Source organism: Mycolicibacter longobardus (assembly GCF_002102265.1).
GTDB lineage: Bacteria > Actinomycetota > Actinomycetes > Mycobacteriales > Mycobacteriaceae > Mycobacterium > Mycobacterium longobardum.
The window spans coordinates 126140-142376 of sequence record NZ_LQPG01000014.1 but is presented as its reverse complement, the minus strand read 5'-3'; the positions used below and the strand labels follow the sequence as shown (position 1 = coordinate 142376).

Annotated in this window: 5 protein-coding genes; 4 read left to right on the top strand and 1 reads right to left on the bottom strand. The window is 70.0% G+C overall.

Annotated features, from left to right (window positions below; translation table 11 throughout):
* The first annotated feature begins 12 nt into the window (after positions 1-12).
* Genes AWC16_RS08225 through AWC16_RS08210 form a run of 4 tightly spaced genes read left to right on the top strand, consistent with a single transcriptional unit; the run spans position 13 to position 15354 of the window.
* The gene (locus AWC16_RS08225) at positions 13-4197 is read left to right on the top strand and encodes a type I polyketide synthase (protein WP_085264250.1); all 4185 of its coding nucleotides are present in this window, start codon (positions 13-15) and stop codon (positions 4195-4197) included.
* Entirely contained in the window at positions 4197-9653 is a 5457-nt protein-coding gene (locus tag AWC16_RS08220) for a type I polyketide synthase (RefSeq protein WP_085264249.1), read from the top strand. Before AWC16_RS08225 ends, AWC16_RS08220 begins: the two co-directional genes overlap by 1 nt.
* Positions 9650-14068 (top strand): type I polyketide synthase, encoded by a 4419-nt coding sequence (locus AWC16_RS08215; RefSeq protein WP_085264248.1) that lies wholly within the window; start codon positions 9650-9652, stop codon positions 14066-14068. The genes AWC16_RS08220 and AWC16_RS08215 overlap by 4 nt, the downstream gene beginning before the upstream one ends.
* 29 nt (positions 14069-14097) lie before the next feature.
* The gene (locus tag AWC16_RS08210) at positions 14098-15354 is read left to right on the top strand and encodes a phthiocerol/phthiodiolone dimycocerosyl transferase family protein (protein WP_085264247.1); all 1257 of its coding nucleotides are present in this window, start codon (positions 14098-14100) and stop codon (positions 15352-15354) included.
* Here the strand turns inward: AWC16_RS08210 and AWC16_RS08205 are convergent.
* Positions 15347-16177, bottom strand: a complete 831-nt coding sequence (locus tag AWC16_RS08205) for a class I SAM-dependent methyltransferase (protein WP_085264246.1) — start codon at positions 16175-16177, stop codon at positions 15347-15349. The genes AWC16_RS08210 and AWC16_RS08205 overlap by 8 nt on opposite strands.
* Positions 16178-16237 lie beyond the last annotated feature (60 nt).

The following is a 16237-nucleotide window of genomic DNA, read 5'->3' as shown; positions in this document are numbered from 1 at the left end:
GCCTCCCAGGCGATGGAGTGGCCGTCGGTGTCGCGTCCGCGTCGGGCGGGGGTGTCGTCGTTCGGGGTGTCGGGCACCAATGCGCATGTGGTGGTGGAGCAGGCTCCCGTTGTTGAGCCGGCCCAATCGGGTGCTGAGGTCTCGGCATCGCCGGTGAGCACGTTGGTGGTGTCGGGTAAGTCGCCGGCGCGGATCGCGGCCACCGCGGGTGTGCTCGCCGACTGGCTGCAGACCGATGGCGCGGACGTAGCACTGTCCGATATCGCCCACACCCTGCGGGAGAACCGGAGCCGTTTCAAGTACACCGCCGCCGTCTGCGCCAGGGACCGTGCCGCCGCGGCGGCCGGGCTGCATGCACTCGCCGCCGGCGAAAGCGCTCCCGGTGTCGCAGAACCCCGGCCGCGCCAGGCGGCCGCCCGCACAGTGTTTGTGTTTTCGGGTCAGGGTTCGCACTGGGTGGGGATGGGTCGGCGGTTGCTGGCCGAGGAGCCGGCGTTTGCGGCGGCGGTGGCCGAGTTGGAGCCGGAGTTTGTTGCGCGGGTGGGTTTTTCGCTGCGTGAGGTGATTGAGCAGGGCCGTGAGGTTTCCGGTGATGCTCAGGTGCAGCCGGTGATCATGGGATTGCAGCTGGCGCTGGCGGAGTTGTGGCGGTCCTATGGGGTGGTTCCGGATGCGGTGATCGGGCATTCGATGGGAGAGGTGTCTGCGGCGGTGGTGGCCGGGGCGTTGACGGTCGAGCAGGGTTTGCAGGTGATTGCGGCTCGTTCGACGCTGATGTCGCGTCAGGCCGGTCAGGGCGCGGTGGCGTTGTTGGAGTTGGATGCCGAGGCTGCGCAGGAGTTGTTGGCGGCCCATCCCGGTGTCGAGGTGGCGGGGTATCTGTCGCCGCGGCAGACGGTGGTTGCCGGCCCGCCAGAGCAGATCGATGCGGTGATTGCGGCGGTGGCTGCTGCCGAGCGGTTTGCGCGGCGGGTCAATATGGAGGTGGCCTCGCATACGGCGTTTATGGATCCGATTCTGGATGAACTGCGCGCCGAACTGCCCGATCTCACTCCACAGACCCCGCAGATCCCGTTCATTTCCACGGCAGTGGATCCCGCGGGGCCCACGCCGCGATTGGACGCGGATTACTGGGTGGCCAATGTGCGTCAGCCCGCGCTGGTCAGCCAGGCGATCACCGCCGCGGCAGCAGAGCACGGCACCTTCATCGAGATCAGCCCGCACCCGCTGTTGACGCACTCGATCATCGAGACGGCCGAGGCAGCCGCCGGAGAGCCGGTGCTGGTGGCCTCCACCCTGCGCAGGAGCGACGACGAGACCCTGGGCTTCCACCTGCAACTCGCCGAACTCGGCCTGGGCACCGACGGCAGCACACCCGGCGGGTTCGCCGAACTGCCGGCCACGCCGTGGCACCACACCCGGCACTGGATCTCCGCACCCGCACGGACCGGACATTCGCCGGACCTTCACCCCCTGCTCGGGGCGCACGTCGAGATGCTCACCGGCACCGACCACGTCTGGCAGAACGACATCAGCACCGCGGTCATGCCATGGCTGGCCGAGAACCCGGTGCACGGACAAGCCGTCCTGCCGGCCGCGGCACTGATCGAGATGGCATTGGCGGCGGGCAGTCAGGCACTCGGCCAACCGGCCGAGTCGATCGCGGTGACCGGCCTGGAGATCGAGCAGCCCCTGGTCCTCGACAGCCCCATGCAGGTCACCACCCAACTCAGCGGCGCCGACGGCCAGACCCGGGTCGAGATCCACGCCCGCGCGGCCGGCGAAGCCTGGTCCCGATACGCGTTGGCCCGCATCGGGCCGGCCCCGGCGCAGCAGACCGCCGAGACGCCAGCCGCTGCGAGCGCGCCCACCCTGCCCGACAGCGTCGGGGCAGCTTCGCACCCCGCCTACCGGCTCAACCCGGTACTGCTCGATGCCGCGCTGCGGCAGCTGACGGCGTCGATCCCGGCCCCGGGTCAAGACGGTCAAGACGGCGACGACCGGGCGGATTACGCGCCCGCTGCCGTGGCAGGCGTGCGGGTGTTCGCACCTGTCGCGGGGACGCTGCGCTGCCACACCGATGTGACGGAGGCCGACGGCACCCTGATCGGCCGGGTGGTGCTGACCGATGGAGCGGGCAGCGCCGTCGCCGAGCTCACCGGCATCGAACTACGCCCGATCGACCCGCGCTCCCTGCGGGTACCCCTGGAGCAGAAGCTCTTCGCCACCGCGTGGACACCGAGCCCGGCGCCGGAATCCCCAAGTGCGGCCGACGGCAGCTGGCTGCTGCTGTCCGAGCCGTCCGGCGCGGACCTGGCGGAGCAGTTCGCCGCACGACTGACCGGGCCGAACCGCAAGGTTGTCACCGGCCCGTTTGCCGACGAACCCGCCCTGGCCGAGGCGGTCGCGCGCGCCGCCGCCGATCCCGCCCATCCGCCGGCCGGCATCGTGGTGTTCCTGGGCCGGCAGGAGTTCGACGGGACCGATCCCGAGGGTGCCCTGGCCCGGGCCCGCGAACTCATCTGGACGGCTTCGACGGCGGCCCGGGCCGCGGTCGAGGCCTGGCCTGCCGCGTCCGGGCACAAGCCGCGACTGTGGCTGGTCAGCCGCGGCGGTCTGGCATTCGGCGATGATGAACCCGGCGGTTCAGCGAGGCTCGACGGAGGAGAGGCGAAGCTGGGACTGCCGCATGAACCCGGCGATCCCGCCGTCGGCGCGCTCAAGGGCGTGGTCCGCACCTGGCGTTTCCCCGGCGAACTCGCCCGGGTCCTGGCCGACGAACCGGACCTGGGCGCCACCCTGGTCGACCTCGACGGCGCCATCGACCCCGCCGCCGCGGCGGAGGCTCTGCTGGCCGAACTGGGCGCCCCGCTACGCGACGACGTCATCGCCTGGCGCCGCGGGCAGCGCTATACCGAACGGCTCACCCGGACCGCGCTCGGCGACGCCGCACAGACGCCGCCGGCCCTCCAAGCCAAGGTCCGCGGCGACGGCTCCTACCTGCTCACCGGTGGACTCGGCGGACTGGGCACCGTGGTGGCGCGCTGGCTGCTGTCCCGCGGAGCCGGGCGCATCGTCCTCAACGGCCGCAGCGAGCCCAATGAACAACAGCGCGCCGTCCTCGAGGAGCTGGCCGCCGGCGCGCAAGTCGTCTTCGTCGCCGGAGACATCAGCGCTCCCGGGGTGGCTGAGCGGCTGGTGGCCGCTGCCGAGGAGACCGGCAAGCCGCTGCGCGGCGTCGTGCACGCGGCCGGTGTGCTCGGCGACGGCCTGGTGACGACCGTCACCAGAGAGAGCCTGGAAAGCGTCTGGTCGGCCAAGGCCGTCGGCGCCGCCCGCCTGCACGCCGCGACCGCGGCTTCCCAGCTCGACTGGTGGGTGGGCTTCTCCTCGATGGCCGCCCTGCTCGGCCTGCCCGGCCAGCTGGGCTACGCCACCTCCAACGCCTGGCTGGACGCCCTGATGGCCTGGCGACACGCCTCCGGCCTGCCCGCCACCGCCATCAACTGGGGCCAGTGGTCCGACGTGGGGCTCGGGCGCTCGATGACACTGAGCGTTCTCGACCCGATCAGCCCCGACGAGGGCATCGAGGCGCTCGACGCGGTGCTCGGGGCCGCCCGGATCGGAGCCCGGGTCGGGGTGGGCCGGCTGCGCATCGATCGTGCGGTCGCCACCTCGCCGGAGTTCCGTGACCTGACCTTCTTCGAGGATCTGGTCGGCGAGGCTGATGCGACGCTCGCTACTGTTGAGACGGGTGAGCAGTCCGGTGGGGGTATCGTCGATGCTTCGGCCGCCGGCGCCCCGGACTGGTCGCAGATCCCCGCCGACAAGCGGCGCGACGAGTTGGTGGTGAGGTTGCAGGCTATCCTGGCCCGCGAGCTTCGGACCTCGGCGGCAGCGGTCGACGTGGACCAGCCCTTCCCGGAGATGGGCCTGGATTCCATGATCGCGATGACGGTCCTGAAAGAGACACAACAGCTGGTGGGGGTGGATTTGTCGGCGTCAATGCTGTGGAATCACCCCAGCATCTCCGCGTTGGCGACGCATCTGGTGGGATTGCTGGCATCGCGGTACGCCCCGCTGGACGACGCAAAGCAAGACGACGATCTGATGTTCGGCTCCTCCGGCGGCGTGCTGGACGAGTTGTTCGATCAGGTTGAGTCGGCTTCGACCGGGAGCGAGAGCGGTAATTTTTGATGACGGGAACCTCCAAGACGTCGATCTTCAACAGGATGTCGGCGATGAGCGCCGACAAACGGGGGGCGCTGACCGAACAGTTCGATAAGGCGTCGCGGATCGCCGCCGCCGAGCCGATCGCGGTCGTAGGGATGGGCTGCCGGTTCCCCGGCGGCGCTTCGGGCCCGGACGCCTACTGGGACCTGCTGGCCAACGGCCGCGACGCCATCACCGAGATCCCCCCGGACCGTTGGGACGCCGACGAATACTACGACCCGGACCCGCTGGCTCCCGGGCGGATGTCGTCGAAGTGGGGCGGTTTCACCGACGACGTGGCCGGCTTCGACGCCGACTTCTTCGGGATCTCCCCGCGTGAAGCCGAGGCGATGGACCCTCAGCAGCGGTTGATGCTAGAAGTGGCCTGGGAGGCCCTCGAGCACGCGGGGCTGTCGCCGGAACGGCTCTCCGGTATCCGGTCAGCGGTGATGATGGGTGTGTATTACACCGAATACCAAGGGATTTCAGCTGCCAACCCGGACGCGATCGACGGCTACTCGGCCACCGGCAATGCGCATGCCGTGGCGGTCGGCCGGATCGCGTACCTGCTGGGCCTGCGCGGACCTGCGGTCGCGATGGACTCCGCGTGCTCATCGTCGCTGGTCACCATCCACATGGCGTGCCAGAGTCTGCGGCTGCGTGAGAGCGACCTGGCGCTGGCCGGCGGGGTCAGTCTGATTCTGCGGCCGGAAACCCAGATCGCGATGGCCAAGTGGGGGATGCTCTCGCCCCGCGGCAGATGCCACACCTTTGACGCCGGGGCGGACGGCTTCGTGCGCGGCGAAGGCGCCGGGATCGTCGTGCTCAAACGCCTCGCCGACGCCATCCGCGACGGTGACCGGGTAATGGCGGTGGTGCGTGGTTCGGCGGTCAACCAGGACGGCAAGTCCAACGGGTTGACGGCGCCCAACACCATCGCCCAGATCGACGCGATCACCCGCGCGCTGCGCAGCGCGGACGTTACGGCGAACTCGGTGAACCTGATCGAAACCCACGGCACCGGAACCGCTTTGGGCGACCCGATCGAATTCGAAGCACTCGCCGAGGTCTACGGGCGCGGTGCCGACAAGTGTGCCCTGGGCGCGGTCAAGACCAACATCGGCCACCTGGAGGCAGCCGCCGGAATCGCCGGCTTCATCAAGGCCGCGCTGGCGGTGCAGAAGGGGCACATTCCGCCGAATCTGCACTTCTCCAAGTGGAATCCGGCGATCGACCCGTCGCCGACGCGGCTGTTCGTCCCCACCGAGATGACGCCCTGGCCGGCGGCCGAGGGTCCGCGGCGTGCCGCGGTGTCGTCGTTCGGGCTGGGCGGAACGAACGCGCACGTGGTGGTCGAGCAGGGCCCGGATCCGGTGTCGGCGCCGACTCCGGCGGACCCGGTCGCCACGCTGGTGGTCTCGGGCAAAACCGAACAGCGGGTGGCGGATTGGGCCACGACGCTGGCCGACTGGATGGCCGGCCCCGGTGCCGGTGTGCCGCTGGCCGACGTCGCCCGCACCCTCAACCACCACCGCAGCAGGTACCCCAGATTCGCCACCGTCTGCGCGCGCGACACCGAGCAGGCGCTGGCCGGCCTGCGGGCTGTCGCCGGTGGATACCCGGCACCCGGAGTGGTCGGCACGCGTGCCGAGCTGCGGGGTAAAGGCACCGTTTTTCTGTACTCGGGCCAGGGATCCCAGTGGGCCGGCATGGGCCGTCAACTGCTGCTCGATGAGCCGGCGTTCGCTGCCGCGGTCGACGAGCTGGAGCCGGATTTCGTTGCGCAAGTTGGATTCTCGTTGCGTCAGGTGCTCGAATCCGGCGAGCCGGTAGTCGGCATCGACCGCATTCAGCCGGTGCTGGTGGGTATGCAGCTGGCGCTGACGGCGCTGTGGCGCTCGCACGGTGTCGAGCCGGATGCGGTGATCGGACATTCGATGGGGGAGGTGGCGGCGGCCGTGGTGGCCGGCGCGCTGAGCCCGGCCGACGGTCTGAAGGTGATCGCCACCCGGTCGCGGCTGATGGCCCGATTGAGCGGCCAGGGCGCGATGGCACTGCTGGAACTCGACGCGGAGGCCGCCGAGAAACTGGTCGCCGAGCACCCCGAGATCACCGTGGCGGTGTACGCCGCTCCGCAGCAGACGGTGATCGCCGGCCCGCCCGACCAGGTCGACGCGGTGGTGGCGCTGGTGGACGCCCAGGGCAAACTTGCCCGGCGGGTCGAGGTGGACGTGGCATCTCACCACCCCACCGTGGACCCCATCCTGGGCGAGCTGCGCACCGCACTCGCCGACCTGAAGCCGTTGGCCCCGAAGATCCCGCTGATCAGCACCGTCGGTCAACCAGGCAACGTGCCGGCTTTCGACGCCGACTACTGGGTGCACAACCTGCGTAACCCGGTGCGCTTCAGCCAGGCGGTCACCGCCGCCGCGGCGGCTCACGCCACCTTCGTCGAGGTCAGTCCGCACCCGCTGCTCAGTCACGCCATCAACGGAACCCTGGAATCAGCGCGGCCCTCCGGCGACAGCGCAGTGACCGGCACGCTGCTCCGTGACCAGCCCGAGGCGCTGAGCTTCCACACCAACCTGGCCACCGTCGCGCCGCCGCCGGCCGAAGCGCCGCAACCCGACGGCGGGGTCGGGCGCGTAGATCTGCCGCCCCGGCCGTGGCAGCACGTGCGGTACTGGGCGGCCCCGGTCGCCGCCAACCGGCACTCGGCCGACGCCCATCCGCTGTTGGGCATCCACGTCGAGCTGCCGTCGGGCCACGGCCATGTCTGGCAGGCCGATGTGGGTACCGACCTCATCGCGTGGATGGCCCATCACAAGGTGCACGGCCAGGTCGTCATGCCCGCAACCGGTTTCGCCGAGATGGCGCTGGCTGCGGCCGGCGAAGCGCTGGGCCTGCCCGCGTCAGCGGTGGCCGTGGACCGGGTCGAGGTCGAACAGATGCTGCGGGTCGACGACCGCACCGAGGTGACCACTCGGCTGCTGCACGATGCCGACGGCTCCGATGAGCTGCGGGTCGAGATCCATTCCCGCGCTCCCGGCGGATCCTGGTCGCGGCATGCGGTGGCCCGGGTGGCCCCGACGGCCCCGGGAGAGCCGGCGCCGCGGCCGGAAACCAGCGGTGGCGGCACCACCCTGTCACCCGCGGACCTCTACGCGGCACTGCGCCGCACCGGGCTGCAGCACGGGCCGGCCTTCGCCGCCCTGACCCGGATCGTCCGCAAACCCGGCGGCGCCTCGGAGGCCGAGATCGTGCTGCCCGACGAGGCAACCGCGCACCGCGGCTACCGGATTCACCCGGTGATGCTCGACGCGGCGCTGCAGTGCCTGGCCGCGGCTCTGCCCGACGAGTCGCTGAGCGGATCGGCCGGTATGGAGGAAGCCACCTACCTTCCGGTGGCGGTCGAGACCATCCGGGTGTTCGGCGACGTCGGCCGCCGAGCCCGCGGCCACGCCGAGCTGGTGAGCCACGACGACGGCGGAATCGTGGGCCGGGTCGTCCTGACCGACGACACCGGGAAGACCACCGCCGAGCTCAACGGGATCTATCTGCAGCGTGTGCAGCGCCGGACGGTCCCGTTGCCGCTCACCCAGAAGATCTTCGACACCGAGTGGATCGACGTGCCTGCGCCCGCGCAGCCGTCGGCGGCGCCCGACGGCAGCTGGCTGGTGCTGGCCGAGCCTGGTGAAAGCGAAGCGCTCGCAGCCGATTTCGCCGGCCGATTCGGTTCGGAGAGCCGTCGGGTGATCACCGCGGACCTGACCAGCGAGCTCGCGGTGCGGGAGGCGTTCGCGCAGGCCGCCGGCGACCCGGACCGGCCTCCGGTCGGGGTGCTGGTTCTGGCCGGCGCCGGTTCCTTCGACGGCTCGGAAACCGGGCCGGAAGCAGACCGGGCGCCCACCCGCGGGCGCGATCTGGCCTGGTCGGTCGCATCCACGGTGCGCACCATCGTCAGCGGGTGGCACGGCACCGCGCCGCGGCTGTGGCTGGTCAGCCGCAACGGTCTGACGGTGGGCGCGGGGGAGACGGGCGACCCGTCGATCTGCGCCCTCAAAGGACTGGTGCGGGTGCTGGCCTACGAGCACCCGGACCTGCGCACCGGCGTGGTCGACTTGGACGGGTCCGCGGACCCGGTGACGGCGCTGATCACCGAGCTGGGACTGGCCAGCACCGATGACGTGGTGGCCTGGCGCGGCGAGCACCGCTACGCCGAACGGCTCAAGCGCGCCAACCTGACACCCACCGGCGCCCCGGCCGTGCGGCGCGACGGCGCCTACGTCCTGACCGGCGGCCTGGGCGGTATCGGCTTGGTGGTGGCGCGATGGCTGATCGAGAACGGCGCCGGGCGGATCGTGCTCAACAGCCGTTCGCAGCCCTCCGAAGAGCAGCGTGCGGTGCTGGCCGAGCTTGAGGAGCAGGCCCAGATCGCGGTGGTCTCCGGAGACCTGGCCGCGCCGGGCGTGGCCGAGAGCCTGGTCGCCGCCGCCGGGGAGACCGGGCTGACCCTGCGCGGCGTCATCCACGGTGCCGCGGTCATCGACGACCAGATCGTCGTCGGCATCGACAAAGAAACCCTGGACCGGGTGTGGGCGCCCAAGGCCACCGGAGCGCTGCGCCTGCACCAGGCGACCCTGGGCGCCGCCGGAGAGAACCTGGACTGGTGGGTCGGGTTCTCCTCGACCTCGTCGCTGCTCGGGGCGCCCGGGCAGGCGTCCTACGCGGCGGCCAGCGCCTGGCTGGACGGTCTGGTCGCGTGGCGACGGGCTGCGGGGCTGCCGGCGATCACCATCAACTGGGGCCAGTGGTCCGGGGTCGGAGTCGCCCAGGAGCTCAAGTTCAGTGCCCTGGACCCGATCAACCCCGCCGAAGGCATGGAGGCGCTGGAGGCCATTCTCGGCGGCGACCTGTCCCGAGTCGGCGTGGCCCGGCTGCGTCTGGACCGGGTGGCCGCGGCGTTCCCGGAACTGCAGCAACTCGGGTACTTCGCGACACTGGCCGAAGAGCTCGACCTCGACAGCGAGGACGACGACTGGGCCGGCCCCGAGGCGCTGCGGCAGCTCGACGCCGCCGAGGCCGCTCGGGTGGTCACCGCACGGTTGGGTACCCGGATCATGGCCATCATGGGCTACCCCAAGGACAGTGCGATCGACGCCGCCCGGCCGCTGACCGAGCTCGGCATGGATTCGCTGATGGCGGTGCGCATCCGCAACACCGTCCGCGGTGACTTCGGGGCGGAGCCGCCGGTGGCGCTGCTGCTGCAGGGCGCCTCCCTGACCGACCTGGCATCCGACCTGATCCGTCAACTCGGCCTTGCCACCCAGGAAGGCGCAGACGGCGACAGCGATGCCGGCGGTGTTCGCAGCCGGGCCCAGCAGCGTGCCGCGGCACGGCAGCGGGCGGCGTCGCGGCGAAAAGTAGGAGACCGAACGTGACCACCAACAACGAAGTGCCGCCGAACGCCATCGCGGTGATCGGCATGGCCGGGCGGTTTCCCGGCGCCCGCACCCTGACGAAGTTCTGGGACAACCTGCGGCACGGCACCGAATCCATCGTCACCCTGTCCGAGGACGAGCTGCGGGCAGCCGGCGTGAGCGACAAGGCGCTGGCCAACCACAACTATGTGCGGCGTGCCGCCCTGTTGGAGGGGATCGAGGAGTTCGACGCGGACTTCTTCGGCTTCACCCCGCTGGCCGCGCGCACCATGGACCCGCAGCACCGGCTGTTCCTGCAGACCGCGTGGCACGCCCTGGAGGACTCCGGTTACCGGCCGGGGGAGATCGAGGGTTCGGTCGGTGTCTACGGCACCAGCACCACCAGCGGCTACCTGCTGCACAACCTGATGTCGCATTACGACCCGAACCTGATCCTCGGCCAGGGCGTCAGCTTCGAGATGGTCAACCTGTCGCTGCAGAACGACAAGGACTACCTGGCCACCCGGGTGGCCCACCAGCTCAACCTGCACGGACCGGCGCTCTCGGTCCAGACGGCCTGCTCGTCGGCGCTGGTCGCGCTGCACCTGGCCTGCCAGAGCATTCTCAACGGCGAATGCGATATGGCGTTGGCCGGCGGATCGTCGCTGCGGGTTCCGCACCACGTCGGGTACTGGCACGAGCCGGGTTCGATGGTGTCGGGGACCGGGCACTGCCGGCCCTTCGACGTTCGGGCCGACGGCACCATCTTCGCCAGCGGTGTCGGCGTGGTGGTGCTCAAGGCCTTGGATGCGGCGGTCGACGACGGTGACCGCATTCACGCGGTGATCCGGGGCTCGGCACTGAACAACGACGGCGCCACCAAGATGACCTACGCCGCGCCCACCGCTGCCGGGCAGGCCGACGTGATCGCCGAAGCGCACGCGGTCGCCGAGGTGGACGCCTCCACCATCAGCTACGTCGAATCGCACGGCACCGGCACCCCGCTCGGTGACCCGATCGAAATCGAGGGTCTGCGACAGGCTTTCGCCGTATCCGAGGAACAGCGGCCCGGCCCCTGCTATGTGGGCTCGGTGAAGTCCAACATCGGCCACCTGGAGTCGGCAGCCGGTATCGCCAGCCTCATCAAGACCATCCTGTGCCTCAAGCACCGGGCCATTCCCGGCACCCTGCACTACACCAGCCCGAACCCGGAACTGCACCTGGACAACGGCCCGTTCCGGATCCGCGGCGAGTACGGGCCGTGGGAGTGGGACGGCATCCGCCGTGCCGGCGTCAGCTCCTTCGGCGTGGGTGGCACCAACGCGCACGTCATCCTCGAAGAATGGCCGGAGGAGGAGCGGACGGGCGCCGCACCGAAGCCCGGCCCCGAGGTGCTGCTGCTGTCGGCGCGCACTGCTGAGGCCCTGGCACAGGGGCGCAAGGAGCTGGCGGACGAGTTGTCCGGCAGTGACGCCGAGGCGCCCAACCTGCCCGATGTCGCCTACACACTGGCGGGACGGCACCCGCACAACCTGCGGCTGGCAGCGGTCGTCGCCGATCGCGCCGACGCGGCCGCGGTGCTGGGCGCCGAGGAGAGCGAGAACGTCTTCGTCGGCGAGGGCGTGAGCGACACGGCAGCCGAAGTCAGCGACCGGGTGGTGTTCCTGTTCCCGGGCCAGGGTGCGCAGCACATCGGCATGGCACGCGGGCTGTACGACAACGAACCGGTGTTCGCCGAGTACTTCGACCGCTGCGTCGCCGGATTCGACGCGGAACTGGGCTTCGACCTGCGGGCGTTGATCTTCGACGGCTCCTCGCGTGACCTTGAGCGCACCGACCGCACCCAGCCCGCGCTGTTCACCGTGGAGTACGCGCTGGCGAAGCTGATCGAAAGCTACGGCGTGCGTCCGGCGGCGCTGGTGGGACACAGCATCGGGGAATACGCCGCGGCCACCATCGCCGGCGTCTTCGACCTCGACACCGCGATCAAGGTGGTGGCGATGCGGGCCCGGCTGATGCACGCCGCGCCGCGCGGTGTCATGGTGGCCGTACCGATCAGCGCCGACGCGGTCGGCCAGTACCTGACCGGCGAGGTGGACCTCGCCGCGGTCAACGACCCCGACGGCTGCGTGGTGGCCGGCACCGAAGCCGACATCCGCGAGTTCTCGGAGGCGCTCAAGCAGGCCGGGATCAACGCGCGCCGGGTGCGGACCTCGCATGCGTTCCACTCCCGCCTGATGGACTCGATGATCTCGGAGTTCACCGCGTTCCTGTCCCGGCAGACCCTGCACGAACCGCAGATCCCGTTGCTGTCGAACCTGACCGGTACCTGGCTGGCGCCCAGCGAGGCGACCAACCCGGCGACGTGGGCGCGCAGCGTACGCGCCACCGTGCGGTTCGCCGACGAGATCGACACCGTGCTCGGCGACCCGCACCGCGTCCTGGTTGAGGTGGGCCCGGGCGCCACGCTGACCGCTTCGGCGGCCCGCAATCCGAAGTTCGCGGGCGGGCACCGCGCCGTCCGGCTGATGCGTCACCACGCCCAGAATCGCGACGACCGCGATGCCTTCCTGTTGGCGCTGGGCCAGCTCTGGGCCGCCGGTGTCGAGGTGGACTGGAGTCCGCTGCGCGGCGACTACCAGCCCAAGCGCGTCACGGTTCCGGGCTATCCGTTTGAGCGCCAACGGCATTGGCTCGAACACAATGCCGGCGCCACCTGGGTGTCCGGTGCCGCCGCGAACAACGGGGCCGCGGCGGGCGGGCAGGCCGCCGCCGGCGGTGCCGGCGGTTCGGCTGGGTCTTCGATGGAGGACACACTGCAGCGCATCTGGGCGGTCTGCCTGGGTGTCGGATCAGTCGACCGCAACGCCAACTTCTTCGACATCGGCGGTGACTCGCTGGTGGCGATCAGCGTCGCGATGGCCGCCTCCCACGAGGGGCTGGACCTCACCCCGCAGGACCTCTACGACAACCCGACGGTTTCGGCACTGTCCAAGGCGCTGACCGCGCGCTATGCCGCCGGTGGTCTGGGCCGCCAGGCGCCCGGCGACGTCGAGCACCCGCCCGTCCCGCCGAACCTCACCTACTTCCTGGAGAACGGTCTGCGCGAGCACGGACGCTGGCGCATCCCGCTGATCCTGCGCCTGCGGCCCGATGTCAGCGTCGACGACGTCCGGTCGGTGCTGACCGCGGTGGTCAATCACCACGACGCCCTGCGCCTGCGCATCACCGAACGGGCCGGCACCTGGGAGCAGCAGGTCGCCGAGCCCGGTGAGTTCGGCGAGATCGCGACCCACTCGCTGCCCGAGGGCCTCACCGCCGAGCACGACGCGGTGCGTACCATGCTGGCCGAACACATCCGCGATCAGGATCTGTCCGCACCCGCGCTGACCGCCCTGTACATCCGGGGCGCGTCGGGCGACCTGTGCTACCTGGCCCTGAGCCTGCACGCCTCCGTCGGCGACGAGGCCTCCCGCGACATCCTGCTCACCGACATCTTCACCGCATTCGGCCAGAAGCTGGCGGGCAACGACATCGAGCTGCAACCGGTCGGTGTCGGATGGTCTGAATGGTCGCAGCGCTGCGCCGGACTCGCCACCCACCCGGCGGTGCTGGAGAGCCGCGAATTCTGGCTGAAGGCAACGAAATCGGCAACCCTGCGGCTGGCCTCGGACGTCTCCGAACCACCATCGGCGGCCGACCTGTCCAAGATCACCACGGCCCTGCCCGCCGCGGACACCAGTGAGATCGACGACGCGCGCCGCCGGCTGCGGCTGCCGATCAACGAGATCCTGCTGGCCGGGCTGAGCCGGGCCGTGGCATCGGCGGTCGGGGAGGGCACCGTCGCCGTCGACATGGGGGGAGCGGGCCGTTCGGTGCTCAAACCCGACGTCGACCTGCGACGCACCGTGGGCTGGTTCACCACCATCTACCCGGTCGCGCTGAACTGCTCTGCCGACGGCCAGGCAGGCGCACGGCAACTGCTGGACGAGATCCACGAAACGCTGGACGGCGTACCGCATTACGGGATCGGATACGGCCTGCTGCGCTACCTGTACGCACCCACCGCGAGGTTGTTCGGCTCGGTCGCACCGGCCGACATCCACTTCGCCTACGTGGGTGCGATTCCGGACCTGCCAGCCGTCGGCGACGCTCCGGTGCAGTTCGACCCGGACACCGCAATGCCGGTGCGAGAGGCGATCCCGGGACTGGGGCACGCGCTGGAACTGCGGGTTTACCGCACCGGCGGTGTGCTGCACCTGGATTGGTGGCACGACAGCCGCCGGATCGCGGAGTCCGTGGTGCGCGCAATCGCCGACGGGTTCTCAGCAGCGGTGATGGATCTGGTCCGGCAGGCCATCGCCGAGGACGAGCTGGCCGCTGAGAACCAAGCCGACGCCGAAGACGGCGAGATGACCCTGGTCGAGCTGTCTTAGCTTTGAGGATTTAGGAGAGAACCGCCAAAGTGTTTGCCACGTCGGTCATTCGGAAGCTGGCGATCAGCGAGGAGATGCTCGCCGAGACCCACAATTTCGTGGGCCTGGCCGCGCACGTCACCGGTCCGGTCGATATCGATCTGCTCTCGGAGGCCTACGAGGCGCTGCTGGAGGCGCACCCCATCCTCACCGGACGGATCGAGCGGCTGCCCGACGGGCGGCACCAGTTCGTCACCGATGACCTGATGCCCGACGGCATCGAGGTCATCGAACTCGCTCGCCCCGACGACGAGCCGCCGGCACCGCATTTCGATCAGACGGAGTCGCTGGTGGCGCTGCGGCTGATCATCCGCGACGGTCAGGCCCAGCCCACCCTGTATGTGCACCACGCCGTCGCCGACGGCCACCACATGTACGCGCTGATCGAGGAGATGCTGTCCTTCTACACCGATCTGGTCACCACCGGACGGATCGGTGCGATCAATGTCGAACCCGCCCCGCAGTCGATCGAAGAGGTGCTGGCCGACCGGGGGATCGAGAAGCAGAAGCGCTCCGGAATCGAGCGATTCATGCCGGCGCTGTTCGCCTACGACCTGCCGCCCACTCGACGGGCCGTCGCCGCTGAGACGCCGTCGTCGCCGGTGCGGGTTCCGATGGCGTCGGTCCGGCTGACCGAAAGCCAGACCGACAACGTGGTCGCGTTCGGGCGGGCCCACGACCTGAGCCTGCACGCCGTGCTCTCGGCGGCGGTGCTGATGGCCGAATGGCAGTTGCGCGGCAAACTCAGCATCCCGGTTCCCTACGTCTACACCGTCGACTTGAGATACTTTCTGTCGCCGCCTGTTTCGGCCACCGGATGCACCAACCCGATCGGGCTGGCCACCTACCTCGCCGAGATCGACGCCAAGACCGACTTGGTCGAGGTGGCCCGCGGCATCGCCGAGAACTTCCAGAAGGACCTGGACGAGGGCGTGGTTCAGCAGTCCCGGCTGCACTTCAGCCCGCAATACGTCGGCAACCCGCCCGGTCTGCCCGACGTTGTGGTGTTGAGCAACAACGGACTGGTGCCACCGGTGCGAACGCCACCCGGCGTGAAGGTCACCACCACGCACGGCGAGCTGTATTTCGCGGTGAGCGCGGGGATCGACATCTACTTCACCCAGATCTTCGCCGGGCAGCTCAACATCGAATACCACTCGCACGGACCGGAACCCGAGCGCTCGGTGGAGGCGATCCGCGCGCTGCTGTGCGGTATCGCCGAGCAGCACGCCGCCGGCGTCAGCTGACCGGGCCGAAGGCGTAGCGGTGGTACTGCAGCATGCCGCGCAGCGGCCGCACCGCGCGAGCCACCCGGCTGGTTCGCCGGAATCCGGCCGGTGTCCGGTTGAAGGTCTCCGCGTCGAAGAAATTGGCCGCCGTCAGCAGCCGGATTCCGGTGACCTTGTCCAGAATGTCGCCTGGGTCGTTGACCGCCCAGTGCAGCGTGGCACCGGACTGTCGCTGCAGCCGGTGAGTCTTCTGCGATTTGATCCCGAACCAGTTGTAGAAGTCGATCTGCAGTTCGCCGGCGGGGAACCGGTCGACGACACTCTGCAGCAGTGCCACACCGTCGGATTCGGTCAGGTACATGCTGATGCCCTCGGCCAGCAGCAGCACCGGACGGTCGGCGGGAATCTCGTCCAGCCACGACGGATCGGTCGCCGACGTCGCCATCAGGTGGTAACCCGGTCGGTCGGGATAGACCTGCTCGCGCAACGCGATCACCGGCGGCTGGTCGACGTCGTACCAGGCCACCCCGGGTCCCGGATCGATGCGGAAGACCCGCGCGTCCAGCCCGCAGCCCAGGTGAATGACGGTCGCCTCCGGGTTGGCCGCCAGGAACTGGCGCGCCCAGATGTCGTACTGGGCGGTGCGCACCGTCACCAGGGGGGCCCACCGGCCGGGGGCTTTGAGTGCGTCCCAGTCGAAGTCGATGCGCTCGACCGCCTCCTTGGCGTACCGATCGCCCAGCACCGGAGAGTCGAAATCGGCGTCGAGGGCTTTGAGATAAAGCGTCGTCAACATGGTTGCCGCGGCGCCGTGCAGGTCGACGGGGATCTTGTCTGCCACGTCGGCGAGCCTAATACCCTGGACGGGCAGTCGATGCACCGCACGGTCGAACCCGGCGGT

Excerpts from the sequence above, each read along its gene's own strand:
- AWC16_RS08225 (WP_085264250.1), top strand. The coding sequence starts at position 13 with ATGGAGTGGCCGTCGGTGTCGCGTCCGCGTCGGGCGGGGGTGTCGTCG.
- AWC16_RS08220 (WP_085264249.1), top strand. The coding sequence starts at position 4,197 with ATGACGGGAACCTCCAAGACGTCGATCTTCAACAGGATGTCGGCGATG.